Origin of the sequence: Actibacterium sp. 188UL27-1, assembly GCF_016901225.1 — a bacterium.
Lineage (GTDB): Bacteria > Pseudomonadota > Alphaproteobacteria > Rhodobacterales > Rhodobacteraceae > 188UL27-1.
This window is the reverse complement of record NZ_JAFEUL010000005.1, coordinates 99,329-122,030: the sequence shown is the minus strand read 5'-3', so window position 1 is coordinate 122,030 and position 22,702 is coordinate 99,329. Positions and strand designations below refer to the sequence as shown.

22 protein-coding genes are annotated in these 22,702 nt (G+C 60.1%); 10 read left to right on the top strand and 12 right to left on the bottom strand.

Annotated features, from left to right (window positions below):
• Nucleotides 1-40: 40 nt before the first annotated feature.
• Nucleotides 41-163: a hypothetical protein gene (locus tag IU397_RS23595; protein ID WP_255569782.1), complete on the top strand. Its 123-nt coding sequence runs from the start codon at nt 41-43 to the stop codon at nt 161-163.
• Between the two features lie 339 nt (nt 164-502).
• Here the strand turns inward: IU397_RS23595 and IU397_RS08895 are convergent, their stop codons facing one another.
• Together IU397_RS08895 and IU397_RS08890 are read right to left on the bottom strand one after the other, a co-directional pair.
• The gene (locus IU397_RS08895) at nt 503-1,903 is read right to left on the bottom strand and encodes a methyl-accepting chemotaxis protein (RefSeq protein ID WP_204412482.1); all 1,401 of its coding nucleotides are present in this window, start codon (nt 1,901-1,903) and stop codon (nt 503-505) included.
• Between the two features lie 63 nt (nt 1,904-1,966).
• Nucleotides 1,967-2,422 carry an iron-sulfur cluster assembly scaffold protein gene (locus tag IU397_RS08890; RefSeq protein ID WP_204412481.1) on the bottom strand — a complete coding sequence of 152 codons (456 nt, stop codon included), beginning with the start codon at nt 2,420-2,422 and terminating at the stop codon, nt 1,967-1,969.
• Nucleotides 2,423-2,487: 65 nt separating this feature from the next.
• On the opposite strand from IU397_RS08890, the gene hisI reads away from it, so the two are divergent.
• On the top strand, nt 2,488-2,850 hold the full coding sequence (hisI, locus tag IU397_RS08885) for a phosphoribosyl-AMP cyclohydrolase (RefSeq protein ID WP_204412479.1): 363 nt from the start codon (nt 2,488-2,490) through the stop codon (nt 2,848-2,850).
• Nucleotides 2,851-2,885: 35 nt separating this feature from the next.
• On the opposite strand, the gene gluQRS is transcribed toward hisI, so the two are convergent.
• The 6 genes from gluQRS to gyrA form a co-directional block, all read right to left on the bottom strand.
• Nucleotides 2,886-3,725 carry a tRNA glutamyl-Q(34) synthetase GluQRS gene (gene gluQRS, locus IU397_RS08880; RefSeq protein WP_204412478.1) on the bottom strand — a complete coding sequence of 280 codons (840 nt, stop codon included), beginning with the start codon at nt 3,723-3,725 and terminating at the stop codon, nt 2,886-2,888.
• Nucleotides 3,722-4,282: a class I SAM-dependent methyltransferase gene (locus tag IU397_RS08875; RefSeq protein WP_370541645.1), complete on the bottom strand. Its 561-nt coding sequence runs from the start codon at nt 4,280-4,282 to the stop codon at nt 3,722-3,724. Before IU397_RS08875 ends, gluQRS begins: the two co-directional genes overlap by 4 nt.
• Before the next feature lie 78 nt (nt 4,283-4,360).
• Complete coding sequence (gene trmFO, locus IU397_RS08870; RefSeq protein WP_204412475.1) at nt 4,361-5,713, bottom strand: methylenetetrahydrofolate--tRNA-(uracil(54)-C(5))-methyltransferase (FADH(2)-oxidizing) TrmFO; 1,353 nt, start codon at nt 5,711-5,713, stop codon at nt 4,361-4,363.
• Nucleotides 5,714-5,760: 47 nt separating this feature from the next.
• A complete protein-coding gene (locus IU397_RS08865) occupies nt 5,761-6,129 on the bottom strand; it encodes a hypothetical protein (protein WP_204412473.1) in 369 nt (122 codons plus the stop codon).
• On the bottom strand, nt 6,126-7,529 hold the full coding sequence (locus IU397_RS08860; protein WP_204412472.1) for a GMC oxidoreductase: 1,404 nt from the start codon (nt 7,527-7,529) through the stop codon (nt 6,126-6,128). The genes IU397_RS08865 and IU397_RS08860 overlap by 4 nt, the downstream gene beginning before the upstream one ends.
• A gap of 93 nt (nt 7,530-7,622) precedes the next feature.
• The gene (gyrA, locus tag IU397_RS08855) at nt 7,623-10,373 is read right to left on the bottom strand and encodes a DNA gyrase subunit A (RefSeq protein ID WP_204412470.1); all 2,751 of its coding nucleotides are present in this window, start codon (nt 10,371-10,373) and stop codon (nt 7,623-7,625) included.
• 192 nt (nt 10,374-10,565) lie between these two features.
• Here gyrA and IU397_RS08850 point away from each other — a divergent pair, with 192 nt between their 5' ends.
• The 3 genes from IU397_RS08850 to IU397_RS08840 all read left to right on the top strand — a co-directional run bounded on the left by IU397_RS08850 (nt 10,566) and on the right by IU397_RS08840 (nt 13,538).
• Nucleotides 10,566-10,835: an usg protein gene (locus IU397_RS08850; protein WP_204412467.1), complete on the top strand. Its 270-nt coding sequence runs from the start codon at nt 10,566-10,568 to the stop codon at nt 10,833-10,835.
• A gap of 681 nt (nt 10,836-11,516) precedes the next feature.
• Complete coding sequence (locus tag IU397_RS08845; RefSeq protein ID WP_204412466.1) at nt 11,517-12,461, top strand: DUF808 domain-containing protein; 945 nt, start codon at nt 11,517-11,519, stop codon at nt 12,459-12,461.
• Nucleotides 12,462-12,827: 366 nt separating this feature from the next.
• On the top strand, nt 12,828-13,538 hold the full coding sequence (locus tag IU397_RS08840; RefSeq protein WP_204412464.1) for a VPLPA-CTERM sorting domain-containing protein: 711 nt from the start codon (nt 12,828-12,830) through the stop codon (nt 13,536-13,538).
• 351 nt (nt 13,539-13,889) lie between these two features.
• On the opposite strand, the gene IU397_RS08835 is transcribed toward IU397_RS08840, so the two are convergent.
• Nucleotides 13,890-15,389 carry a CoA-acylating methylmalonate-semialdehyde dehydrogenase gene (locus IU397_RS08835; protein ID WP_204412462.1) on the bottom strand — a complete coding sequence of 500 codons (1,500 nt, stop codon included), beginning with the start codon at nt 15,387-15,389 and terminating at the stop codon, nt 13,890-13,892.
• A gap of 145 nt (nt 15,390-15,534) precedes the next feature.
• On the opposite strand from IU397_RS08835, the gene IU397_RS08830 reads away from it, so the two are divergent.
• From IU397_RS08830 to IU397_RS08815, 4 genes are all read left to right on the top strand, one after another.
• The gene (locus IU397_RS08830) at nt 15,535-15,969 is read left to right on the top strand and encodes a CBS domain-containing protein (protein ID WP_204412460.1); all 435 of its coding nucleotides are present in this window, start codon (nt 15,535-15,537) and stop codon (nt 15,967-15,969) included.
• A gap of 113 nt (nt 15,970-16,082) precedes the next feature.
• Nucleotides 16,083-16,292 carry a hypothetical protein gene (locus IU397_RS23265; protein ID WP_239479691.1) on the top strand — a complete coding sequence of 70 codons (210 nt, stop codon included), beginning with the start codon at nt 16,083-16,085 and terminating at the stop codon, nt 16,290-16,292.
• Nucleotides 16,293-16,359: 67 nt separating this feature from the next.
• Nucleotides 16,360-16,851, top strand: a complete 492-nt coding sequence (gene coaD / locus IU397_RS08820; RefSeq protein WP_204412458.1) for a pantetheine-phosphate adenylyltransferase — start codon at nt 16,360-16,362, stop codon at nt 16,849-16,851.
• Nucleotides 16,852-16,962: 111 nt separating this feature from the next.
• Nucleotides 16,963-17,418 carry a hypothetical protein gene (locus IU397_RS08815; RefSeq protein ID WP_204412456.1) on the top strand — a complete coding sequence of 152 codons (456 nt, stop codon included), beginning with the start codon at nt 16,963-16,965 and terminating at the stop codon, nt 17,416-17,418.
• A 52-nt stretch (nt 17,419-17,470) separates the two neighbouring features.
• Here the strand turns inward: IU397_RS08815 and gap (IU397_RS08810) are convergent, their stop codons facing one another.
• Both gap (IU397_RS08810) and gap (IU397_RS08805) read right to left on the bottom strand, forming a co-directional pair.
• A complete protein-coding gene (gap, locus tag IU397_RS08810) occupies nt 17,471-18,472 on the bottom strand; it encodes a type I glyceraldehyde-3-phosphate dehydrogenase (protein WP_204412455.1) in 1,002 nt (333 codons plus the stop codon).
• A gap of 389 nt (nt 18,473-18,861) precedes the next feature.
• Nucleotides 18,862-19,866 carry a type I glyceraldehyde-3-phosphate dehydrogenase gene (gene gap / locus IU397_RS08805; RefSeq protein ID WP_204412453.1) on the bottom strand — a complete coding sequence of 335 codons (1,005 nt, stop codon included), beginning with the start codon at nt 19,864-19,866 and terminating at the stop codon, nt 18,862-18,864.
• 307 nt (nt 19,867-20,173) lie between these two features.
• Here gap (IU397_RS08805) and IU397_RS08800 point away from each other — a divergent pair, with 307 nt between their 5' ends.
• Complete coding sequence (locus tag IU397_RS08800) at nt 20,174-20,557, top strand: hypothetical protein (RefSeq protein WP_204412445.1); 384 nt, start codon at nt 20,174-20,176, stop codon at nt 20,555-20,557.
• A 66-nt stretch (nt 20,558-20,623) separates the two neighbouring features.
• Here the strand turns inward: IU397_RS08800 and tkt are convergent, their stop codons facing one another.
• A complete protein-coding gene (gene tkt, locus IU397_RS08795) occupies nt 20,624-22,645 on the bottom strand; it encodes a transketolase (protein ID WP_204412443.1) in 2,022 nt (673 codons plus the stop codon).
• Nucleotides 22,646-22,702 lie beyond the last annotated feature (57 nt).

Below are 22,702 nucleotides of genomic sequence, written 5' to 3'. Positions count from 1 at the left end.
GAACAAATCAACAACAAACCAATATTAAGGATGGTTCGATATGATAGCCGACATCAAAGCCCTTTTGTCCCGTCGTGATACCACCTTGGTTTCAGATGCCTTGGGTGCAGCGGCCCTTGTCGTGATGATGATTGCAGCCCTGCACTTGCCCAGCCTGACCTGATTTTCGAGTTTCTGCCTGCGGACCCTGTGACCTGCGCGTGCATCCTATCCCCAACATGATGCTGTGCCTCTGATCTGCCTGTCCCCAGAGCCCCCGGGTTTTCTTCCTGTCCCGGTCGCGCCTTGGATCACTTCCGCATTCCTCCGCCGCCATCCCTGCCAGGATGTGCGGCGGCTTTTTATTTGGTTGGAACATATGCGCCAGATCCAAGGGTGGCTCAACCATCTACGCCGTTGCTAGAGCGTCATGCGAAAAACCTGAATCACTTAAAACTGCCTGAAATTGTAGATTTCAACGCGTTACGTGATGCGTAATGTTTCAGGTAATTCGTCAAACGCTCTAAAGCCGATAGCCGAGGCGAAGCCCGCCCCAATGTTGTCCCTCCACCGTGATTGGCGTGGACAGATCCTTGACGATGACAAACTCACCACCACCCATGTTACGGCGATAAGTTTGTAACAGAAAGGGTTCCTGGCTCTGCCCGGCCTTTAACCCGACCCGGTCGTTAAACACACGGCGGTTTCGGCAATGCCTGGCATTCCAGTGCGGGTCGGTCCCCTGTGGGGCAGAGAATTTCCGGTTATGCGTCGGCAGGTAGCCATTCACATCAACCGCGGCGCAAAAGACGATACGTCGGTCGAATTGCAGGGCACTTTCCAGCGTTGCGGGCAGAACGGCGTCTGCAAACTCGGTGAACGGCGCCATGAATTGCTGTGGATTGGTGCCTGGGATCGGGGTGTAGGTCTGGCTGAATAACGCCTCCCGACTGATCTGACCGCTCGCGATCCCCTTGGCGAAAACATCGCAAACCGTTTGCCCCAGCACCATGATGTGATCAATGAACGGGGTATCTGTCGACGTGCCGCCCAGCTGAACACTGTTCTGCAGGATGGCCTCACTAAAGTCGATCAGCCCGTTGACCCGTTTGCGTGCATCCTCGATCCCGTGGGCGGTTTCCACCGTGGCATTCTGAATGTCCGTCAGGGCAGGGCTAAATGTATCGATGGCGGTGCGTAACGCCGATGCCTGCACCTCGATATCCCCGGCGATTTTTGCGGATTCGCGGACGTTGTCGGCAATGTCGTTTAATGCGCGATCCGCATCGTCAGAGGTTTCCAGCACTGTCTTTGCCGTCCCTCCCACGGTTTCAGCTTCGGATTTCAGATCGGTGACCTGATCGGTCAGCGCGCTGATACTGTCCGAGATCTGACGCGCCGCCTGACCGGTCTGGGTGGAAAGATCGTTGATCGCCTCTGCCACCACGGCAAATCCGCGACCGGTATCGCCCGCGCGGGACGCTTCGATCTTGGCATTGATAGCCAGGATATTCACCTGGCGGGCGATTTTTGCAATCTCGGTCGTGGTAGTGGTGACGGATCCCAGGGTCTGCACCAATTCACCCATACGCGCCTCGACCGCACCTACCCAACTGGCCACCGCCTCCGATGAGTTTGCGGTATCGCGCAGTCGGTCGATGGAATTTTCGACCGTCTTCAGTGTCTGATCGCTGGTTTCGCTGACCTGCCCGATGGCAATGCTGACGGCGCTGTTGCGGTCCACCATGTCGATGGCGCGGCTTTGGAGAACATGCAGCGATCCCACCTGAAGGTTCGACTTATGCTCCACCTCGTCCAGAAAGCCCGCAATATCAACGATGTCTGCACCCATATCGGACGCAACGCGGGTCAGCGCGGTAACAATACGCGCGTCAGGTTCAATAGATCGACTATCGCGAGGCATGATCGGGCCCGAACCGTTAGGACAGATTTCCGAGCACTTTAAAGATCAGGTTTTACGTATGAATTAACGTGTCGCGGAGGCCTGCCCGACGGCTTGCAACGCATCGGTCGTCGCCTCAAGCGCCAGCAGGATCGAGGCATGGCGATTCTTGAACCCGACCGCAGGCTTTAACACGTCAAACCCATCGAATGGAGCTGCGGGCACAGGGCCGTCATCTTTGAGCATCGCGCGCAGGGCATCGCGTGCGGTCACCAACTCTGCTTCAGTCCGGCCGATGACGTTTTGGGCAAGAACGGCAGCAGCGGCCTGACCCAGGGCGCACGCCTTAACTTCTTGCCGGAAATCGGTCACCCGGTCGCCGTCCAGGCATAGATCCACGGTCACTGTCGATCCGCAAAGGGGGGACCGGCGCTTGGCCGTGGTGTCGGGTGTGTCCAGGCGACCAACCAAGGGAATATCGCTGGCCAGTGCCAGAATGCGCCCGGAATAAAGTTTAACAAGATCGCTGTCGGTGCCCATGGCCTTGTCCTTTTATATCTAAGGCTGACATAAGCCGCCCATCGCTTGGATCAAAGGATAGACCCATGGATTTTGACCCCGCAACCCTGACCTTTGACGCAGTCGGGCTAATCCCGGTCATTGCGCAGGACGCGGCCAGCCACGAAGTGCTGATGATGGCCTGGATGAACGCACAGGCCGTGGCGCGCACGTTGGAAACAGGGCGTGTGACCTACTGGTCGCGCTCACGGCAGGCATTTTGGGTCAAGGGAGAGACCAGCGGCCATATTCAGGAACTTATCGAGATGCGACTGGATTGTGATCGCGACTGCCTGCTGGTGTTGGTGCGCCAGACCGGCCCGGCCTGCCATACGGGCAGGCGCACCTGTTTTTACACAGCTGTGCAGGGCGGGGTGGAGGTCGAACTGATGTCACCGGCTGACGGTTAGGTCTCGGTACGCCATTGGCCCCCGGGGGTTCTGTGTCAAAGCCCGATCATCCGGCGAATTTCGTCTGGAGAGATGCCCTCGGACCGATATTTGGCGATCGCTTTTGAATCGTCCCTTTTGGCCAGTCGTTTGCCCGCAGTATCGGTGATCAATCGATGATGGTGATAAAACGGCGTGGGCAATCCCAAAAGACGTTGCAGCACGACATGGATCTGCGTCGCCTTGAACAGATCCTGACCGCGGATCACGTGGGTGATGCCTTGCGCCGCATCATCGCAGATACAGGCCAGATGATAGGCGGCGGCGCCGGTCTCGCGACGCACCAGGACAACATCGCCCACCTCTTTGAGCAAAGCGGTAGGCGCGACGGTGACATGACCGGTTTGTGCAGGACCCATCTCTGGAAAATGCAGGTCCTGCCCGATGGTGGTCAGGGCCCGCCCCATGTTCAGCCTCAGCGTGTCGCCGGGGCGCCGGTCTGCCATGGGGCGATCTTGGCACGTCCCGGGATAGACCAGGCCATCCGGTCCAAATGTCATCTGCCCCCGGGCTTGGGCTGCTGCGCGGATCTGCGATCTGCTGCACGAACAGGGAAAGAGCAGGTCGCACGTCTCCAAAACAGCCAATGCAGCCTGATAATGCCCCGCCCGTTTGGATTGTTGCCAGACGTCGCCATCCCATGACAGGCCAAGCCAGTCGAGATCTTCATAGATGCCCTGCTCATATTCCGGCCGGCAGCGGGTCTGGTCCAGATCCTCGATCCGCAGCAGAAAAGTTCCACCCGCGGCGCGGGCGGCGTCATGGGCGGTGATCGCCGAAAACGCATGACCAAGGTGAAGCGAACCGGTTGGAGACGGCGCAAACCGCGTGATCATCGTCGACGTAACACCAGAACATCGGCGCCCATCTGGCTTTCTTGCAGATGGGGGCCGTGTTCACGAAATAGGATCTCCAGATCGTCCGCACGGGCGGTCAGTCGGGCATCATAGCGGCCATCCTGGAGGGTGGGATCATTGAATGACAGGGCGAGCACGCCGCCCGGTGCCAAGGCATCAAGCAACAGGTCAAAGCAATCGGGCGGAGCTGCGCCCAGGCTGACCACACCTGTCGCGATGATCACCGGGTATTCGCCTGGCGCGCAAGGAGGCGTGCCCGGCTCGCCAACCCAAAGTCGGTCATAGATCTTCTTTTGCCGCGCCACCTCGACCATGGCCGGGGTGATGTCTGTCCCGTGCAGGGGGCCCAAGCCCGCCCGCGCCAAAGCGCGCCCCGATAGCCCCGTGCCACAGCCATAGTCCAAAACAGTTACCGCAGGCGTCACCCAAGGCAGAACGGCATCCGCGATCCGGGTGGGGGTGACATAGCCACGATCGCCAACATCGGCGTCATAACTGTCTGCCCAATCGGTATAGACCTGCAGCGTTTCGGCCACCGGTCTCGGGGTCCAAAGCTGCGGTTGTATCCCTGATTTTGCCATTGTCGCTCGCTTATCAAACCGGCTTGGCCCACGCTACTGTGCGGCAATGTCGGGGCGGTGCAGCCAGTCTGTCCACGCGGCCTTCGCCCGATCCGTATAGGCTTTATAGCGGTCCTTGCGCCCACGGCGCCCGCCTTTCAACCCTTCGACAGTTGGAAAGAGCCCGAAATTTACGTTCATCGGCTGGAATGTCTTGGCCTCTGCGCCGCCAGTGATATGGGTCAACAAAGCTCCCATCGCTGTCTCAACGGGCACCGGATCCATGGGCAGGCCCAGAATTTCAGACGCCGCCATGCGCCCGGCCAGCAGACCCATCGCAGCGCTTTCGACATAGCCCTCAACGCCCGTGATCTGGCCCGCAAAACGCAAATCAGGTCGCGATCGCAAGCGCATCTGATCATCCAGCAGGGTGGGAGAGTTCAGGAATGTATTCCGGTGGATCCCGCCCAACCGTGCAAATCGCGCGTCAGTTAACCCGGGAATACGCCTAAAAACATCAGCTTGCGCGCCATACTTCATCTTAGTCTGAAAGCCCACGATATTGTAAAGCGTGCCTAGCTTGTTGTCGCGGCGCAATTGAACCACGGCATAGGGCTTGACGTCGGGCTGGTGCGGATTGGTCAGGCCCACGGGTTTCATCGGCCCAAACCGCAAGGTCTCTCGCCCGCGTTCGGCCATCACCTCGATGGGCAGACAGCCGTCGAAATACCCGGCCGTTTCGCCTTCGTGGAACTCTGTCTTGTCGGCGGCCAGGAGGGCATCGATGAAGTCCTCGTACTGCTCGCGCGTCATCGGGCAATTGATGTAGGCGCGTTGCTCCGCTTCAGTCTCCCCCTTGTCATAGCGGGACTGTTCCCAGGCGACATCCATGTCGATACTGTCCGTATAGACGATGGGGGCGATGGCATCGAAGAATGCCAGCGCATCCTGCCCCGTCTCGGCCGCGATGGCTTGCGCCAAAGCGCCCGATGTCAGGGGGCCGGTTGCGATGATCGCACGGGCGTCGGGCATGGTGGTCACCTCGTCATCCAAGACCGTGACCAGCGGATGTGCCCTCAGCCGCGCTGTTACACCAGCGGCAAAGGCGTCACGGTCAACGGCCAGGGCACCGCCCGCAGGCAGCGCATGGGCATCGGCCATCTCCATGATCAGGCCACCGGCGGCCCGCATTTCCCAATGGAGCAAGCCCACGGCGTTTTGCTCATTATCGTCGGACCGGAAGGAGTTCGAACATACCATCTCCGCCAGATCGCCGCTTTTATGGGCAAACGTCCCAACCTTGGGCCGCATTTCGTGGATAACGACTGGTACGCCCAATTGCACGGCCTGCCAGGCTGCCTCGCTGCCCGCCATGCCGCCGCCGATGATGTGAAGAGTGTCTGCCATTGCTCTGCATATCGGGTTTTAAGGCCGACAGACAAGCCCCGGGGCCGTCAGGCAGAGACCTGAGGCGCAAAGGCCGCGGACAACCCGTTCTGACAGCCCTGCCGGTAGTCGAAGAGACCCAGAAATTCGGGCTCTTGCCCGGTTTCGGCTGCGGCCATCGCCGTGGTCGACATAAAGAACAGTTGGGTGACCGGGATCGCGGCAATCTGGACGTTTTGAAAGCGCGCATCTTCCAGCACGCTGTCGATGAATTCCTGGGCGGCTGCCGTTTCCGCCAGGCTTGCCCCAACCCTGCGCTGAAGGGCGCGGCTCAACTGAAACCGTCGGCCAAAGCCAGAGCCGATGGCGCCCGCCCCAATCCCCGTGCCCACCGCACAGGCGGCGACACCTGAGAGAAGCCTGCGACGTGTGATCATGTCATCGCCTCCCCGGCGCGCAGGGCGAGTGCCGCCAATGTCAGTGTCGGGTTTGCGGTAACGCTGGTCGGGAACCCACCCGAACCCAGGACATGGATATTTGGTATGCTATGCATCCGTTGGTAACCATCGGTCACGAACCGCTCTGGATCGTTGCCCATCCGGTGTGTGCCCTGAATGTGCGCCTCTGACCGTGCGTCCTCTAACAGTATGTAGTCTTCCACATCCGGGAACAGGTCGGGCAGGGCGTCGGTTGCTGCTTTCATGCCCTTGATCGCGTAATCCGAGAAACCCGACCAATCGAGTACTGGTTCGTCATCGTCGAGGTATACCCGGTTATGCTCCAGCGGCAGATCCTCAACAATGATCTTGGTAAAGGCACGCTCTCCCCAACGGCCAATCTCTGGACGGAGTTGCGCCGGTACGTTGATAATTTCAATCAGTGCGGCGGCGTAGTCTTTGCGATGGGGACCGTCATAAAGGTCGAAGCCAAGGCCTGTGTAAGAGGTGCCTCCGAAGTACCCCAGCCCGGGTGCGTCGACCAGACGATGGGCCCCGTATTGCTCGTTCAGGTACCGGCCCAATGCGGGATGCTCAATCCCGGATCGGAGAAGGATCGCCGGATTGAAAACCCCATTAGCCGCGAGCGCGACATGACCTGCCTTGAAAGTGATGTCGCGACCCGCACTGCGAGCAATGATCCCAGTTGCCTTCCCGCCTTCGACGATGACCTGGCGCACCTCGGTGTTCAGCACGACCGCCACACCATCCCGCAGGAAGCGGTCCTGATCATTCAAGATCGAGTATTTCGCATCGATTGGGCATAGGTGGCAAAGACCGGTGGCGCAGCACGTCGCGCGACTACCGCCATTTGACCGGGCTGTTGGCAACGGGATCCACCCATCGGAATGCTGGCGCAATAGGTCATCCGTCCGTGTCGGAGCGTGCGGTGGAAAAGGGTAAGGCGTGGAACGCGGAAAAAGGTGTTCAGAGCCGCCACCGGCCACCTCCATCGCGGCCTCGACGCGTGCATAATAGGGCTCCAGGTCATCATAGCTGAGCGGCCAGTCTTCGCCCTGACCGTACAGGGTCTTCATCTGGAAATCATTTGGCATAAATCGCGGGACGTTGCCGGTCCAGCAATTGGAATTGCCGCCAAATGTGGTATGGGCCACCCATTCCTTGGTATCGGGATGCCGGTCACCTAGGCGAAAATCTTCGCGTCCGGGAATGCGCCTTTCAAAGACTTGGTCAGCATGATCTTCAAAGCCGCCTTTTTCGATCATCAGTACGCGCAGGTCGCTTGGCAGGCCCAACACGAAATACATCGCGGAAAAACTGGTTCCCGCGACGATGACATCCCACGCTTCCGCCTTGGCCTGTTCGACCGAAATCATCATGCCCTACGCGCCCCCTTTGGCTCCAGACTTGCTGTCCACGTCGCCGGTAAATATGCGCTCAATATGGCGGTGATGAATTAAAAGTTTGGATCCTCACGCCTCTTCAGGAGTGGTGCCATCCACGTCGCCATCATCCCCCTGATCGGCTATATATGCGACCGAAACGACTTGCTCTCCGGTGGCGGTGTTGAACACCTTGACCCCACCCGCGCTGCGCGACCGGAAAGAGATGCCGTCAATGGGACACCGGATCGACTGGCCGGTGGAGGTGGCGAGCATGATCTGGTCATCCAGCTCCACAGGGAAACAGGCCACCAACTCACCGCCGCGCATGGCTTTGTCCATGGCCATGACGCCTTGACCGCCACGGCCCCGGATCGGGTAGTCATGGCTAGAGCTGATCTTGCCCGCGCCGCCCGATGTGATGGTCAGGATCAAATCCTCCGACGCGGACATTTCCGCATAGCGATCCGTGCTGAAATCAGCACTGGCTGTGGCTTCATCATCATCTGCGGGTTCAACATCATCCGCTAAGCCCGCGACAGCACGGCGCATTTTCAGATAAGCCGCCCGATCCTCGGGCGTTGCTTCAAAGTGCCGGATAACCGCCATGGAAACCACCTTATCCCCGCTGGCCAGCCGAATGCCCCGAACGCCGGTTGAATCGCGCCCCTTGAAAATCCGCACATCGGTGGTCCGGAAGCGGATGGCCCGTCCATGGGCGGTGACCAGCATCACGTCGTCATCTTCACTGCAGATCCGGGCGCGGACCAGCTGCACATCCTCGGGCAGCTTCATTGCGATCTTGCCGTTGCGCATGACATTGGTGAAATCCGACAAGGCGTTGCGGCGCACATCCCCCGCGGTGGTGGAAAAGACGATCTGCAGGTCACCCCAATCGGCTTCGTCCCGGTCAACGGGCATGATTGCAGCGATGCTCACCCCTTGCGGGATCGGCAAAATATTGATGATCGCCTTGCCCTTGGCAGTGCGGCCCCCTTGCGGCAAGCGCCAGGTTTTCAGCTTGTAGACCATGCCATCGGTCGTGAAGAACAACAACGGCGTGTGGGTATTGGCCACAAACAGTGTGGTGACGACGTCATCTTCCTTGGTGGACATGCCACTCAAGCCCTTGCCACCGCGACGCTGGGCGCGGAATTCATGCAGCGGTGTGCGCTTGATGTAGCCGCCAGAGGTGATGGTAACGACCATATCCTCCCGCTCGATCAGGTCCTCATCCTCCATGTCGCCCGACCAATCGACGATCTCGGTCCGGCGGGGGACGGCGAATTGTTCTTTGATTTCCATCAGTTCGTTCCGGATGATCTCCATGATCCGGTCGCGAGAGCGCAGGATATCGAGATAGTCGATGATCTTGGCGGCAAGTTCTTTCAGTTCGTCGGTGACCTCGGTCACGCCGATTTGGGTCAGGCGTTGAAGACGCAGATTCAAGATCTCGCGCGCCTGGATCTCAGACAAGTTATAGGTCCCGTCATCGTTCATCGTATGGGTCGGATCGTCGATCAGCAGGATGTATTCCGCGATATCCGCGGCGGGCCAACGCCGGGTCATCAGCTTTTCGCGCGCTTCGGTCGCATCGGCAGAGGCGCGGATGGTGGCGACCACCTCATCGACATTCGACACGGCAACAGCCAAGCCGCACAGGACATGGCTCCGCTCGCGCGCCTTGCGCAGCTCAAATGCCGTGCGGCGAGCGACAACCTCTTCCCGGAAGTCAAGGAAATGGGTCAGGAATTTGCGCAAGGTCAGTTGCTCGGGTCGGCCGCCATTCAGGGCCAACATGTTGCACCCAAACGAGATCTGCATGGGTGTGAAGCGGAACAATTGGTTCAGCACCACTTCCGCCGTGGCATCCCGCTTCAATTCGATGACGACACGCACGCCATTGCGGTCGCTTTCGTCCTGAACATGGGCGATGCCTTCGATCTTTTTGTCCCGGGCCGTGTCGGCGATCTTTTCGATCATCGTGGCCTTGTTCACCTGGTAGGGGATCTCGTCGATGATAATGGCGTAGCGATCTTTGCGGATCTCCTCGATCCGTGTCTTGGCCCGCACGATGACACTGCCACGCCCTTCCAGATAGGCTTTGCGCGCGCCCGAATAGCCCAGGATGATGCCGCCCGTGGGGAAATCAGGGGCCGGGATATACTCGATCAGCTGTTCGCTGGTCAGGTCAGGTTCGGTGATCAGGGCGAGCGTGGCGTCAATCACCTCCCCCAGATTATGGGGCGGGATACGGGTGGCCATGCCCACGGCAATGCCTTCGGCACCATTGACCAGCATGTTGGGAAACCGGGCGGGCAGAACAACCGGTTCCTCATCCTTGCCATCGTAGTTGTCAATGAAATCAACCGTCTCCTTGTCGATATCCGCCAGGACGGCGGCGGCGATCTTGGCCATCTTGATCTCGGTATAGCGCTGCGCGGCGGGCGGATCGCCATCCATGGAACCGAAATTGCCCTGTGGAAACAGCAGCGGGGCGGACATCGAAAAGTCCTGCGCCATGCGTACCAGCGCATCATAAACCGCTGCCTCGCCGTGGGGGTGGAACACACCGATGACGGCGCCGACGACCCGGGCGCATTTCGAGAATCCCCGCTCGAATGTCTGGTTGTTGACCTGCATCGAATAGAGGATCCGGCGGTGCACCGGCTTCAACCCGTCGCGTAGATCCGGGATCGCGCGGCTGACAATGACGCTCATGGCGTAATCCATGAAACTGTCCGACATCTCCTGTTCGATAGAGATGCTGGGGCCGTCAAACTGGGGCGGTTCCGGCGGTGTTTCGTCAGTGTTTTCAGGGGGTTCCGGCGTGTCGGTCATTCAGCTGCCCAGTTTTTATGCGTGACGCTAGATCTAGTTGCCTGACTATACAACGCCAGCCATATGGGGTGCAATCATTGATCGGTCAGCCGTTTGGCAGCCGCCGTGGGAGAGTGCCAACACATTGTTTTCATTGAAAAGTAACTCCGCTTGGGCATCCTTTTCCCGGGGCAGGCAAAAACGGAGACGACAATGCAGGAAACTGAAACCGAGTTGATGCTGAAGGGATACGGGCTGACGACAGCGGAGTTTTATTACCGCATGCCCGATTATCAGAGTGTTCTCAATACCTTCGTCTGGCAGGACTATGACCTGGCGCCGGACCATCCCCGCCTGTTCCAGTTCATCGAGTTCTGGCAGGATGAGATCGAGGGGCCGCTCCATTCCGTGCGGTTCACCCATCGCAAGATGATCTCTCCCGGTGAATGGCGCAACGTGACGGGCGAGTTCACGGTCCATTGATCCGGCCCTTTTGGGGCTGTCGCTGGTGCTGCAGAACCCATGCACAGACAATGCACAAACCATACATACGATTTGTGCGGTGGGGTCACGATCTGGTAATGGGTCTGTTGCGCCGTCCTTTCGAAATTTGCAGGCTGAATGAACATCTGGGTATGAGGATCAGCTTCCGGCTCCGAAACAAATGCTCTCGTGCGGGTGCGGCGGGCGTTGCTCGGGTTGCATGCTTTGGCCCGCATCAGGCGGTTTGCCTCAGGTGTCGTATTCTCCATCGGTCCACGGGGCGGGTACCATGCCATGGTATTGCCGGGCATAAGGCTAACCGACCAACTCTTATCATCCCCAAGGTCGGGGTTGGCCGGGATTGCGATTAGGCCAAAATCAAGGTCGAAGGCGGAGATCGTGAAGAGCGTTATCATCCGATCCGTTGGCTTTGCCCTGGCACGCGCTTCGGCATGCCTGCGCATTATGTGCCCATGTTGGTCAGGGTCTGCAAAAACTGGCGTCGCATGGCTGAGTATCCACGTCCGGTCCAGAATGACCGATGGAGCGCCGCGCCGGTGCTGTCAAAGGTGAGATCCATGCCTGGCCAGTTTCGTCTGATCGGGACAAGCTGTTTGGCTGGGGAACGAATTTGATCTAGGAGGCATTATGACTAAAAGATCATGTCACGAGGATGGGTGAATGAGTGGATTGCTGGCGCTGCTGGATGATGTTGCGGCGATTGCCAAATTGGCGGCGGCGCAACTGGACGATATCGCCGCCCAGGCCAGCAAGGCAGGCGCCAAAGCGGCGGGGGTCGTGGTGGATGATGCCGCCGTCACCCCGAAATACGTCACAGGCCTGCCCGCGGCACGCGAATTGCCGATCATCTGGAAAATCGCGCGGGCCTCTTTTTTCAACAAATTGGTGATCCTGCTGCCTGCGGCGCTGCTGTTAAACGCCTTTTTGCCCTGGCTTTTGACCCCGCTTTTGATGATCGGCGGGGCGTATTTATGTTTTGAGGGGGCAGAAAAGGTATATCACCTGTTTGTCCCCCATACCGCACATGGGCCGCAAGAGGCGGAGACGCTGGACGCCGCCCATCTGGAAGAGCAGCGGGTCAAGGGCGCCATCAAGACCGATTTCATCCTGTCGGCCGAGATCATGACGATCACGCTGTCGGCGATCGATGCGGATCAGTGGTGGTTGCAGGGGATTATCCTGGCCGTCGTTGCCATCGGGATCACGGCCCTGGTTTACGGCGCGGTGGCGTTGCTGGTGAAGATGGACGATGCCGGTCTGAAGTTGAGCCAGGTCGGCCGCCTGGCTGCCACACGGGCCGTGGGACGGGCCATGGTGGCCTACATGCCGACCCTGATGACCGTGATTGCGACGGTGGGGACGGCGGCGATGTTGTGGGTCGGTGGCAATATTCTGGTCCATGGTCTGCATGATCTGGGCTGGCATTTCCCTTACGAGACGATCAAGCACGCGGCTGAAGCGGTTGGGGGCAAAGGGGGTTTTGTCAACTGGCTGGTCACCGCCACGATTGATGGTGTGATCGGGCTGGCTTTTGGGCTGGCGCTGATCCCGGTTGTCGGCCGTGCCCTGGCGCTGTTTGGAAATGGCAAAGCGGCGGCCCACTGATCTGATCCGTTCGCCTTTGAGGCGAGAATGCGACGAAAGGGCGAGGGACCGTTGGAGCCCGGCGCCCGGGCGTGTCCTTGAGCAGATCTGCCGTTCTGAGGTATCAGCGCTGATTTTTGTACCAAGTGTGCTCAGCTTATGGTTGTGCGCCTGATTTTTGCGGTAAAGTCAGTTGCTTGCGGCGCCTCACATCCAAATCCCCGCACGCCACAATACCCCGGCGATCCGACGGGGCCGTTCATAAATTGCCTCATTCATGTCCGTGTCCCTGCGCAGATGGGTCACAGTGCGGTCCTCATCCGTCGGTAGAAGTTACCGGAAGATTAAGTCGGTGGGCGCGGTAACGAATATGACGAGGACGAGACAATGGGCGGTTTGACAAAGCTCGCAACTTTAACGGTGGCCCTGGTGGCCGTGGCATCGACGGCGTCGGCCGTGACGGTGCGGAATGGCAGTTTCGAAGAAGGATTCGACCGGTTTTCCACATTTGGTGCGGCATCGATCGAGACAAGCTCCTACGGTGCTGCACCGACTGATGGCACCAATCAGGCTCTGCTGCGTTCCAGCAATGGCGTAACGGACACGGCTATCGAAACAGCGCTTGGCGCTGCGGCTGGGTCGTTGGATGCGTTCAGCGCGTTGTCAGCAGGTGGTGGAAACGCCACAAACGGGTCGGTTTTGACACGGACCTGGAAAGCGCGCGTTGGCGATACACTGACGTTTGATTTCAATTTCTTGACCAGTGAATCCACCCCGACGTCTTTCAATGACGGCGCCTTCTTCTTTGCGGATGGTCAGTATTTCTCCCTCGGTGATACGACATCGGCTGGATTTACGACATCAAGTACGCCGTTCAACGAAGAGTTGGGCTATGCGAGCTTCAGCTACACGTTCACCACCTACGGAACACAGACATTCGGGTTTGGCGTCTTTAACGAAGGTGATACGTCTGTTTCATCGGGCCTGCTGGTCGACAATGTCTCGGTCTCGCCTGTTCCGGTCCCGGCTGCGTTGCCGCTGCTGTTGACCGCTTTTGGTGGGCTGATGGTCATGGGGCGCCGTCGTCGCGCGGCCTGATCCCTGTTTCATCTGAATTTCAAGGCGGCGCATCCCGGATGCGCCGCCTTTTTCGTATCAGGTGGACAGCGCCTGCGCGATTTCCTTGCCATCGGCGCGTACAGTATAAAGATGTTCGAGTAACGCGCGACCGTTGCGGGCGATGGCGTCACGGGCGGCCCAAGCCACCTCGCGTCAGGTGATGCCATCGGACCCCATGATCGACCGGGTCAAGGCGGTCTTCAAGGATCCATCTTGCCGTCAAGAAGCCCCACCGACCAGCGATGGAATTTCTTGATGATGTTGCGTCTGGACCGGTCGCGGATGATGTGGGGGACGTGCGGCACAGGGAGCAGCTTTTCGGTGCGCAGGTTACTCCATCACGGGGATGCTGAATTCGCCGCCTTCCTTGATCCCGGAGGGCCAACGGGCGGTCACGGTCTTGGTCCGGGTGTAGAACTTGAACGCGTCGGGCCCGTGTTGGTTGAGGTCGCCGAAGACCGATTTTTTCCACCCGCCAAAGGTGTGGTAGGCCAGCGGCACCGGAATGGGCACGTTGATACCGACCATGCCAACATTGATACGGGCGGCAAAATCGCGGGCCGTGTCGCCGTCGCGGGTGAAAATCGCGGTGCCGTTGCCGTATTCGTGGTCCATGGCAAGGGTCAGCGCCTCTTCATAGGTTTGCGCGCGGACGGTGGTCAGGACGGGGCCAAAGATTTCGGTCTGGTAGATGTCCATATCCTTGGTGGCGTGGTCGAACAGATGCGCGCCCACGAAGAAGCCGTCTTCATAGCCCTGCAGGCTGAAATTGCGCCCATCGACGACCAGCTTGGCGCCTTGGTCGATGCCAGTCTGGACCAGACGCTCGATATTGGCCTTGGCGGCCGCTGTCACGACGGGGCCATAATCGACATCGTTGCCGGACGTGTAGGGGCCGACCTTCAGCGCCTCCACCCGCGGGATCAGCTTTTCGATCAGCCGGTCGGCCGTGTCATCGCCCACGGGCACGGCGACAGAGATCGCCATGCAGCGTTCCCCCGCGGCACCGTAGCCCGCACCGACAAGCGCGTCAGCGGCCTGGTCCATATCGGCATCGGGCATGATGATCATGTGGTTCTTGGCACCGCCAAAACACTGGACCCGTTTGCCGTTGGAACAGCCGCGCCCGTAGATGTATTCGGCGATGGGGGTCGAGCCCACGAAGCCGATGGACTGGATTACCGGATTGTCGAGGATAGCGTCCACCGCTTCCTTGTCACCATTGACGACCTGCAGGATGCCCTTGGGCAGGCCGGCCTCTTCCATCAACTCCGCCAGCATCAGCGGGACGGAGGGATCCCGTTCCGACGGTTTCAGGATAAAGGCATTGCCGCAGGCAATGGCGGGGGCGAACATCCACATCGGGATCATGGCGGGGAAGTTGAACGGCGTGATCCCGGCAGTCACACCCAAAGGCTGGCGCATCGAATACATGTCGATGCCAGGCCCGGCACTGTCGGTAAATTCCCCTTTCAGCATCTGAGGGGCGGCGATGCAGTATTCGACCACTTCCAGCCCGCGCTGCACGTCACCCGCCGCATCGGGCAGGGTCTTGCCATGTTCGCGGGACAGCGCCTCGGCCAGCTTGTCCATATCGCGGTTCAAAAGCTGGACGAATTTCATCATCACCCGCGCGCGGCGTTGGGGATTGACGGCGGCCCAGGCCGGTTGGGCGGCGGCGGCGATCGCCACGGCCTTGTCCACCTCGTCGGCGCTGGCAAGCGGCACTTTGGCCTGAACCTCCCCGGTGGCGGGGTTAAAGATATCGGCGGTGCGATCCGCCTGGCCTGCCACATGGGCGCCGTCGATGTAATGTGTCAGCTCTTGCATGGATGAACCCTCCCGTTTCGATTGGGTGTATCCAAGGGGACGGGCGGGGGAAAGGGGATGTCTGCCGTAACGGCATGACAGGCTTGACAGAACTGTGACGCCGGGCGCAGCATTGCAACATCCCATCAGCCAATGGAGGCCAGGCATGCTTGTGCAACAGATACTCAAGGCAAAGGGTGTGAGTGACGTGGTGACGATATCACCCGAGGCCAGTGTCGGTGACGCCGCAAAGACCCTGTCCGAGAAACGCATCGGGACGGTCGTGATTTCAAAGACGGGTATGGATGCGCAAGGCATCTTGTCGGAGCGCGATATCGTGCGCGAAATCGGGCGTCGCGGAGCAGGGTGCCTGGGCGAGCCGGTCGCCGACATGATGACCCGAAACCTGATCACCTGCCACCGCGATGACAAGGCGGACGGTGTTCTGAGCAAGATGACAGAGGGGCGGTTTCGCCATATGCCGGTGATGGATGGCGACCAGATGGTCGGCCTGATTTCCCTTGGTGATGTCGTCAAGGCGCGGCTCAGTGAAGTGTCCATGGAGAAGGATGCCCTCGAGGGCATGATCATGGGCTACTGACACTGGAGACGCTGCCGCTTTTTCCCGATGCTCCGGCGCGGATCGCGCTGGAGGCCGATTGGCTGGACCTGACCCGGCGGGCCTTGCCCGCGGCGGCGGGGCCGGGTTGGGTTGTGACGCAGGACCATTGCTTTCAGCGGATCTGCCTGGATGTGGCCTGTGGCGGGATCTGGTATGATCATATCGGTGGTCGGCCGGCCTATTGCCATGCCTCCGATGATATCCTGGGCCGGGCGGTGGCGCTGGCCCGCGACATCCTGAACGGGCATGCCGATCTGATGGCATTGAACCGGCAAAGCTTGGTCTGGCGCGGCAAGATCTGACCAAGCGCTTGATCCCGCCACCGGTTTTGTGTTGCATCGCGCAAAACACCGTGCGGGGGACAGGAATATGCGCGTGGGCCTTTATCCGGGGACGTTCGACCCGGTGACCTTGGGACATATGGATATCATCCGACGCGCCACGGCGCTGGTCGATAAGCTGGTGATCGGCGTCGCCATCAACCGTGACAAGGGGCCGTTGTTCAGCCTCGAAGAGCGCGCGGCCATGGTCGAGGCAGAGACCGCCAGTCTGGCCAAGGATACCGGGTGCGAGATCGTGACCCATCCCTTTGAGAACCTGCTGATCGATTGCGCCCATGATGTGGGGGCCGCAATCATCGTGCGGGGCCTGCGTGCCATGGCTGATTTCGAGTATGAATATCAGATGGTTGGGATCAATCGGCAGATGGATGACAGCGTCGAGACGGTGTTTTTGATGGCGGAAGCCGCGCACCAGGCGATTGCGTCGAAATTGGTCAAGGAGATCGCGCGGTTGAACGGCGATGTGTCCAACTTTGTGACCCCTGCGGTGAACGCCGCGCTGGTGGCGCGATATCGCTAGGCGCGGGTGAGTTTTGTCAGGCGGCGAAAGTGTTCGTTAAGGGCTGCGGGCTAGGGTCGTTGCGCAAGGGTGCCGGATCCGCGGACCTGAATGTTGCTCTCCGGTCCGATCATGCCCAGCCGTCGTTTGCCCCCCGCCAAGATCACCCCCGCCCATGAGGATATGGGCCTTTTTCCTAAATGGATGGGACGGATCCGGGTCGACCTGATCCCGCAGATGCGGCGCAACGGGCGCAGGGACTTGATCGTTCGGGGCTACGTGAAGACGGATCAGGAGATAGAGGTTGTCTTTGCCGGGCGTCGCAGTCGGGATGTGGAACCGTTGGAGCATTGGCTAAAGGTCATCTACCACCGGGCCGTGCGGGCAACAGAGGCGCCGGTCAACGTAAGCGACATGCGCTGCCCGATCGAGGTCGAGGGGGCGTGGCGCCCCACGTTCCGGCGAGATGAGATGGGGCTGGAGACGCGCCAGTATCAGTTGATCGCGGCGCGGTGGTCTGTTCTGGGGGCGGACGGTCGGGCCGCCGCCTTTGGGGAGCAGCCCTCGGTTCCGCCATGGGCCTTGTGACCCCGGCGATCCTAGGTCCAGGCGGGGACGGCTGGAACACGCCGCGCCAAAATCAGATCAGCTTTCCCATGGCCACAGCCGTATCGGCCATTCGGTTCGAGAAGCCCCATTCATTATCGTACCAGCTGAGGACACGCACCATGGTGCCGTCCAGCACCTTGGTCTGATCCGTGGCAAAGATTGATGAATGCGGGTCGTGGTTGAAATCCTGGCTGACAAGCGGGTCGTCGGTCACGCCAAGGATCCCCTTGAGCGGCCCCTGGGCGGCCTGTCGGATCGCATCATTGACGTCATCGGCGGTGGTGGCCCGGGTCGCCTCAAACGTCAGGTCCACGACAGATACATTGGGGGTGGGCACCCGGATCGCGACCCCGTCCAGCTTCCCGTTCAGTTCCGGCAGGACAAGGCCCACCGCCTTGGCCGCGCCGGTCGATGTGGGGATCATGCTCATGGCGGCGGCGCGCGCGCGGTAGAGATCCTTGTGCATCGTGTCCAGCGTAGGCTGGTCGCCGGTATAGCTGTGGATCGTGGTCATGAAGCCCTTGGTGATCCCCACTGTGTCATGCAGGACCTTGGCAACGGGGCTCAGGCAATTGGTGGTGCAGGACGCGTTCGAGACGATCAGGTCATCCTTGGTCAGGCTGCCATGGTTCACGCCGTAAACGATGGTCTTGTCGGCATCCTTGCCCGGGGCAGAGATCAGGACGCGGCTGGCGCCGTTATCCAGATGTGCCTGACATGCCGCCTTGCTGGTGAAAATACCGGTGCATTCCATCACAATATCCACGTCGCTCCAGGGCAGTTCGGCGGGGTTGCGAATGGCGGTGACGGCGATAGGCCCCCGGCCCACATCGATGCTGCTTTCGCCCGTTGTGACGGTATGGGGGAAGCGGCCATGGACCGAATCAAAGCGCAGAAGGTGGGCATTGGTCTCGACCGGGCCAAGGTCATTGATCGCGATAACCTCGATATCCGTGCGCCCGGATTCAATGATGGCTCGCAGGATGTTGCGCCCGATCCGTCCAAACCCGTTGATTGCCACTTTGACTGTCATTGCTGGCCCCTTTGCATGACTGTTCCCCGGCCTGGACCGGTTGTTATCGCTAACGTGCCCATGGGGACCGAAAGGTCAAGCATGTTCATGCAGTGACCGGGTGGTAACCAGGTGCGTCAGCCGCCGTTCGGGTCGATATCGCGTTTGCGGCCAAACTCGATCCGGCCACCAAAGGAGCCCACCCCAAGTTGCAAGGGCATAGCGCGCCTGGACGACCTGCCCATGCATTCGAAACAACGCGGTCCAGGTGGACAAGCTGACATCAGCGGTCCAATCCGTCACGTCATAGGCGGACGGATTTAACCGGATCCTGTTAAAGGTGATCTGGTGGGTGATGGCCGCGTGAACCTGTTTCTGGGGATCAAGGTTCCATCAGCGGCGGTGCGGGATCAGTGCAGCAGGCGGCCCATGGCGGCAGCGGTGTCGGCCATGCGACAGGAAAAGCCCCATTCATTGTCATACCACGCCAAAACGCGGACGGTGCGCCCACCAATGACCTTGGTCTGATCCGGCGCAAAGATCGATGAATGCGGCGTGTGGTTGAAATCGATGGAGACCTTGGCCTCCGGATCATAGGCCAGGACCGCACCCATATGGCCGTTGGCGGCATCGGCGACGATGGCGTTGACTTCATCGACGGTCACGTCTTGCCCGGCCTCGAATGTCAGATCCACGGCGGAGACATTGGGCGTGGGCACCCGCAAAGCGGTCCCGTCAAGGCGGCCCTGGAGCTCGGGCAGGACCTCTCCGATGGCTTTGGCCGCGCCGGTGGAGGTGGGGATCATCGCCATGGCAGCAGCACGGGCGCGATACAGATCCTTGTGACGGCGGTCCAGCGTGGGCTGATCGCCGGTATAGGAATGGATCGTCGTCATGATCCCGCGTTCGATCCCGATCGTGTCATTCAGGACCTTGGCAAGGGGGGCCAGGCAGTTGGTGGTGCAGGACCCGTTCGACACGACCCGATGGTCCGTCGTCAGGCTGCGGTGGTTGACGCCGTAGACGATGGTGGCGTCGGCGTTCTTGGCAGGGGCGGAGACCAGCACGCTCGCCGCGCCATGATCCAGATGCACGGCAGCCTTGTCGCGTTCGTTGAACTTGCCGGTACATTCCAGCACCACGTCGCAGCCGGACCAGTCGAGCTCGGTCGGGTCGTAGGTGGAAAATACCTTCATCGGGCCGCGGCCCAGATCCAGGGTGTCGCCGTCGACCCGGACGGTGCTCGGAAAGCGGCCATGGATGCTGTCATACTTCAACAGATGGGCATTTGTCTCAATCGGGCCGGTCGCATTGATTTTTACCACTTGGACATCGTTGCGCGCGGCTTCGGCGATATGGGCCAAAGTACAGCGACCGATCCGGCCAAATCCGTTAATCCCAAGGGTGACTGTCATAACATGCTCCTACCTGAAATCTGGGTGCTGTATATGGCGGTATGCTGCGGCTGCACAGTAAAAAATTCAGGGATTTTAGTGTGTTAGCGGAAACATGTATCTGAATTGGAAACAGTTGGGCGGTTTGCCGCACTGTTAGCGGTGACATTGATCCGATGCGCCAGTGCCGCAAGCGTGATGCATGGAATCTGGGCAACCGATCTGCTGCATTTGGCGGCAGTGCCGGGGCCCCCGGGCATGGCGATGGCCTTGCCTCGGCGAATATCCGCCCCTATTCATCCTGAATAGTTAACACGGATTCTTTGTAATGTTTGCCATTCTGGCGATGACCGGTGTCATCGGAACATTTGTCATACCACTTTTGAGCTTTGCGATCAGCTTACGAATGTGGTCCAGGAACCTCTACGTTGCGTTGCCCAGCCTGATGACGGGCCTGGCCTTTGGGGGATGGATGGCGATGATCGCGCTCAACAACTACGCCATCCTCAGGCTGACCGACCCGCAATTTTTCGTCTTTGGCGGTCTGTATTGCCTGGCCTTCGTCGCGGTGTTTCTGGGCCTGGCCTGCGCCTTTGGCCAATGGTCGGAGGATTTTGAACCCTCGGCCTGGGTCAAGGCGGCGGGGATCGCGATTGTGCTTTTATCCTTTGCCATCGTGCTCGCCATACCCGAGGCGCGGCAGCTGCTTTAGGTCTGCCGGAACACGCAAAAACCCAGCGGCGCTGAACCGCTGGTCTCACCAGGGTCTATGACCGGGTCAAAGGCCGAGCAGCTGTTTGACCTTGGCGGCGGTTGCCTGGGCTGTGATCCCGAAATGGCTGTAAAGCTCCCCCGCCGGGGCTGAGGCGCCGAAATCATGCATGCCGATAAAGCCCGACTTCTCGCGCTTGCCGCGCTCACCAAACAGCCAGCGATCCCAGCCAAATCGGATCCCAGCCTCGATCGCGACACGCACGGGGCCACCGGGGAGGACGCGGCGGCGATAGGTGTCGTCCATCTCCTCAAAAATCTCCCAACAGGGCATAGATACCACGCGGGTCCCGATCCCGATGGTTTGCAACAGGTCGCGCGCCTCCATGGCGATGGCGACCTCCGATCCGGTGGCCATCAGGATCGCCTGCCGCTTGCCCTCTGCATCGGCCAGCACATAGCCGCCCTGGGCGCTGAGGTTCTTGGACTTATGCTCCGTCCGCAGCGTTGGCAGCCCCTGGCGCGACAGGGCCAGGACCGACGGTGTTTCTGACTGGCTCAGGGCAATTTCCCACGCCTCGGCCGTTTCGACGGCATCGGCGGGGCGGATCACATGCATGTTGGGCGTGGCCCGCAGCATGGCCAGATGTTCGACCGGCTGGTGCGTGGGGCCGTCTTCACCCAGCCCGATACTGTCATGGGTCATGACGTACACAACCGGGCGCTTCATCAACGCCGACAGACGCATGGCCGGGCGCGCATAATCCGTGAAACACATGAACGTGCCGCCATAGGGGCGCACACCACCATGCAGCGACATGCCGTTCATCGCCGCGGCCATCCCATGTTCGCGGATCCCGTAATGGATATAGCGCCCCTTGCGATTGGCTTCGTCAAACACGCCCAGATCGGTGGTGCGGGTGTTGTTCGAACCGGTCAGATCCGCCGAGCCACCCATGGTTTCAGGCATCATCGGGTTGACCACTTCCAGCGCCATTTCGCTGGCCTTGCGGGTGGCAACCTTGGGGGCGGTCTCGGTCAACTGCTTTTTCAGCGCACGGATGGTCGAGGCGAGGCGGGCGGGCTTTTCACCCGCCATCACGCGGTTGAACTCCTCGCGTTTGCGCTCGCTCAAGGTCTCGAACCGAGTCTGCCAATCGGCGTGGTCCCCGGCACCGCGGCGGCCGATTTCTTCCCACTGTGTCTTGATATCCTTTGGAATATCGAACGGCGCGTGATCCCAACCATAGCCCGCCTTGGTGTCGGCGATCAGTTGGGCATCGGTCAACGCACCGTGCCCCTTGGCTGTGTCCTGCGCGCTGGAGCCAAGGGCGATATGGGTTTTGCAGGCAATCATGGAGGGCTTGTCCGATGCCTTGGCCTGCGTCAGCGCGCGGTCGATGTCATCGGGGTCATGGCCGTCGCAACTCACCACATGCCAGCCACTGGCGGCGAACCGTGCAGCCTGATCGGTGACATCCGCAATCGACACCTTGCCGTCGATGGTGATGCCATTGTCATCCCACATCACGATCAGGTGCGACAGTTTCTGCCGCCCGGCCAAGGCGATGGCTTCCTGGCTCACGCCTTCCATCAGGCAGCCGTCACCGGCGATACAATATGTGTAGTGATCGATGATTTTTTTGCCCCAATGGGCGCGCAGGCTCTCTTCGGCGATGGCAAATCCCACGGCATTGGCGATACCTTGCCCGAGGGGGCCTGTCGTCGTCTCGACCCCGGTGACATGGCCGAATTCCGGATGGCCCGCCGTGATCGCGCCCAATTGGCGAAAATCCTTGATCTGCTGCAAGGTCATGTCGGCATAGCCGGTCAGGTGCAGCAGGCTGTAGATCAGCATCGATCCATGGCCCGCCGACAGGATGAACCGGTCCCGGTCAGGCCAATTCGGCGCGCTGGCGTCGAATTTCAGGTGTTTTTCAAACAGGACGGTCGCGACATCGGCCATGCCCATGGGCATTCCGGAATGGCCCGAATTGGCGGCGGCGACGGCATCCAATGTCAGGGTGCGAATGGCGGCGGCCTTGGACCAATGATCGGGATGCGCGGATTTCAGGGCGGCGATGTCCAAGGGCGGGGTTCCTTTCGGCCAGGTAACCGACCCGTCCTTCGGGTCGTCGAGGGCAGG

Excerpts from the sequence above, each read along its gene's own strand:
- coaD (WP_204412458.1), top strand. The coding sequence starts at position 16,360 with ATGCGCGTGGGCCTTTATCCGGGGACGTTCGACCCGGTGACCTTGGGA.
- IU397_RS08850 (WP_204412467.1), top strand. The coding sequence starts at position 10,566 with ATGCAGGAAACTGAAACCGAGTTGATGCTGAAGGGATACGGGCTGACG.
- gap (WP_204412453.1), bottom strand. The coding sequence starts at position 19,866 with ATGACAGTCACCCTTGGGATTAACGGATTTGGCCGGATCGGTCGCTGT.
- IU397_RS08840 (WP_204412464.1), top strand. The coding sequence starts at position 12,828 with ATGGGCGGTTTGACAAAGCTCGCAACTTTAACGGTGGCCCTGGTGGCC.
- hisI (WP_204412479.1), top strand. The coding sequence starts at position 2,488 with ATGGATTTTGACCCCGCAACCCTGACCTTTGACGCAGTCGGGCTAATC.
- trmFO (WP_204412475.1), bottom strand. The coding sequence starts at position 5,713 with ATGGCAGACACTCTTCACATCATCGGCGGCGGCATGGCGGGCAGCGAG.
- IU397_RS23595 (WP_255569782.1), top strand. The coding sequence starts at position 41 with ATGATAGCCGACATCAAAGCCCTTTTGTCCCGTCGTGATACCACCTTG.
- IU397_RS08895 (WP_204412482.1), bottom strand. The coding sequence starts at position 1,903 with ATGCCTCGCGATAGTCGATCTATTGAACCTGACGCGCGTATTGTTACC.
- IU397_RS08815 (WP_204412456.1), top strand. The coding sequence starts at position 16,963 with ATGCCCAGCCGTCGTTTGCCCCCCGCCAAGATCACCCCCGCCCATGAG.
- IU397_RS08835 (WP_204412462.1), bottom strand. The coding sequence starts at position 15,389 with ATGCAAGAGCTGACACATTACATCGACGGCGCCCATGTGGCAGGCCAG.
- IU397_RS08830 (WP_204412460.1), top strand. The coding sequence starts at position 15,535 with ATGCTTGTGCAACAGATACTCAAGGCAAAGGGTGTGAGTGACGTGGTG.
- gyrA (WP_204412470.1), bottom strand. The coding sequence starts at position 10,373 with ATGACCGACACGCCGGAACCCCCTGAAAACACTGACGAAACACCGCCG.
- gluQRS (WP_204412478.1), bottom strand. The coding sequence starts at position 3,725 with ATGATCACGCGGTTTGCGCCGTCTCCAACCGGTTCGCTTCACCTTGGT.
- gap (WP_204412455.1), bottom strand. The coding sequence starts at position 18,472 with ATGACAGTCAAAGTGGCAATCAACGGGTTTGGACGGATCGGGCGCAAC.
- IU397_RS08860 (WP_204412472.1), bottom strand. The coding sequence starts at position 7,529 with ATGATGATTTCGGTCGAACAGGCCAAGGCGGAAGCGTGGGATGTCATC.
- IU397_RS08845 (WP_204412466.1), top strand. The coding sequence starts at position 11,517 with ATGAGTGGATTGCTGGCGCTGCTGGATGATGTTGCGGCGATTGCCAAA.
- IU397_RS08800 (WP_204412445.1), top strand. The coding sequence starts at position 20,174 with ATGTTTGCCATTCTGGCGATGACCGGTGTCATCGGAACATTTGTCATA.
- IU397_RS08865 (WP_204412473.1), bottom strand. The coding sequence starts at position 6,129 with ATGATCACACGTCGCAGGCTTCTCTCAGGTGTCGCCGCCTGTGCGGTG.
- IU397_RS08890 (WP_204412481.1), bottom strand. The coding sequence starts at position 2,422 with ATGGGCACCGACAGCGATCTTGTTAAACTTTATTCCGGGCGCATTCTG.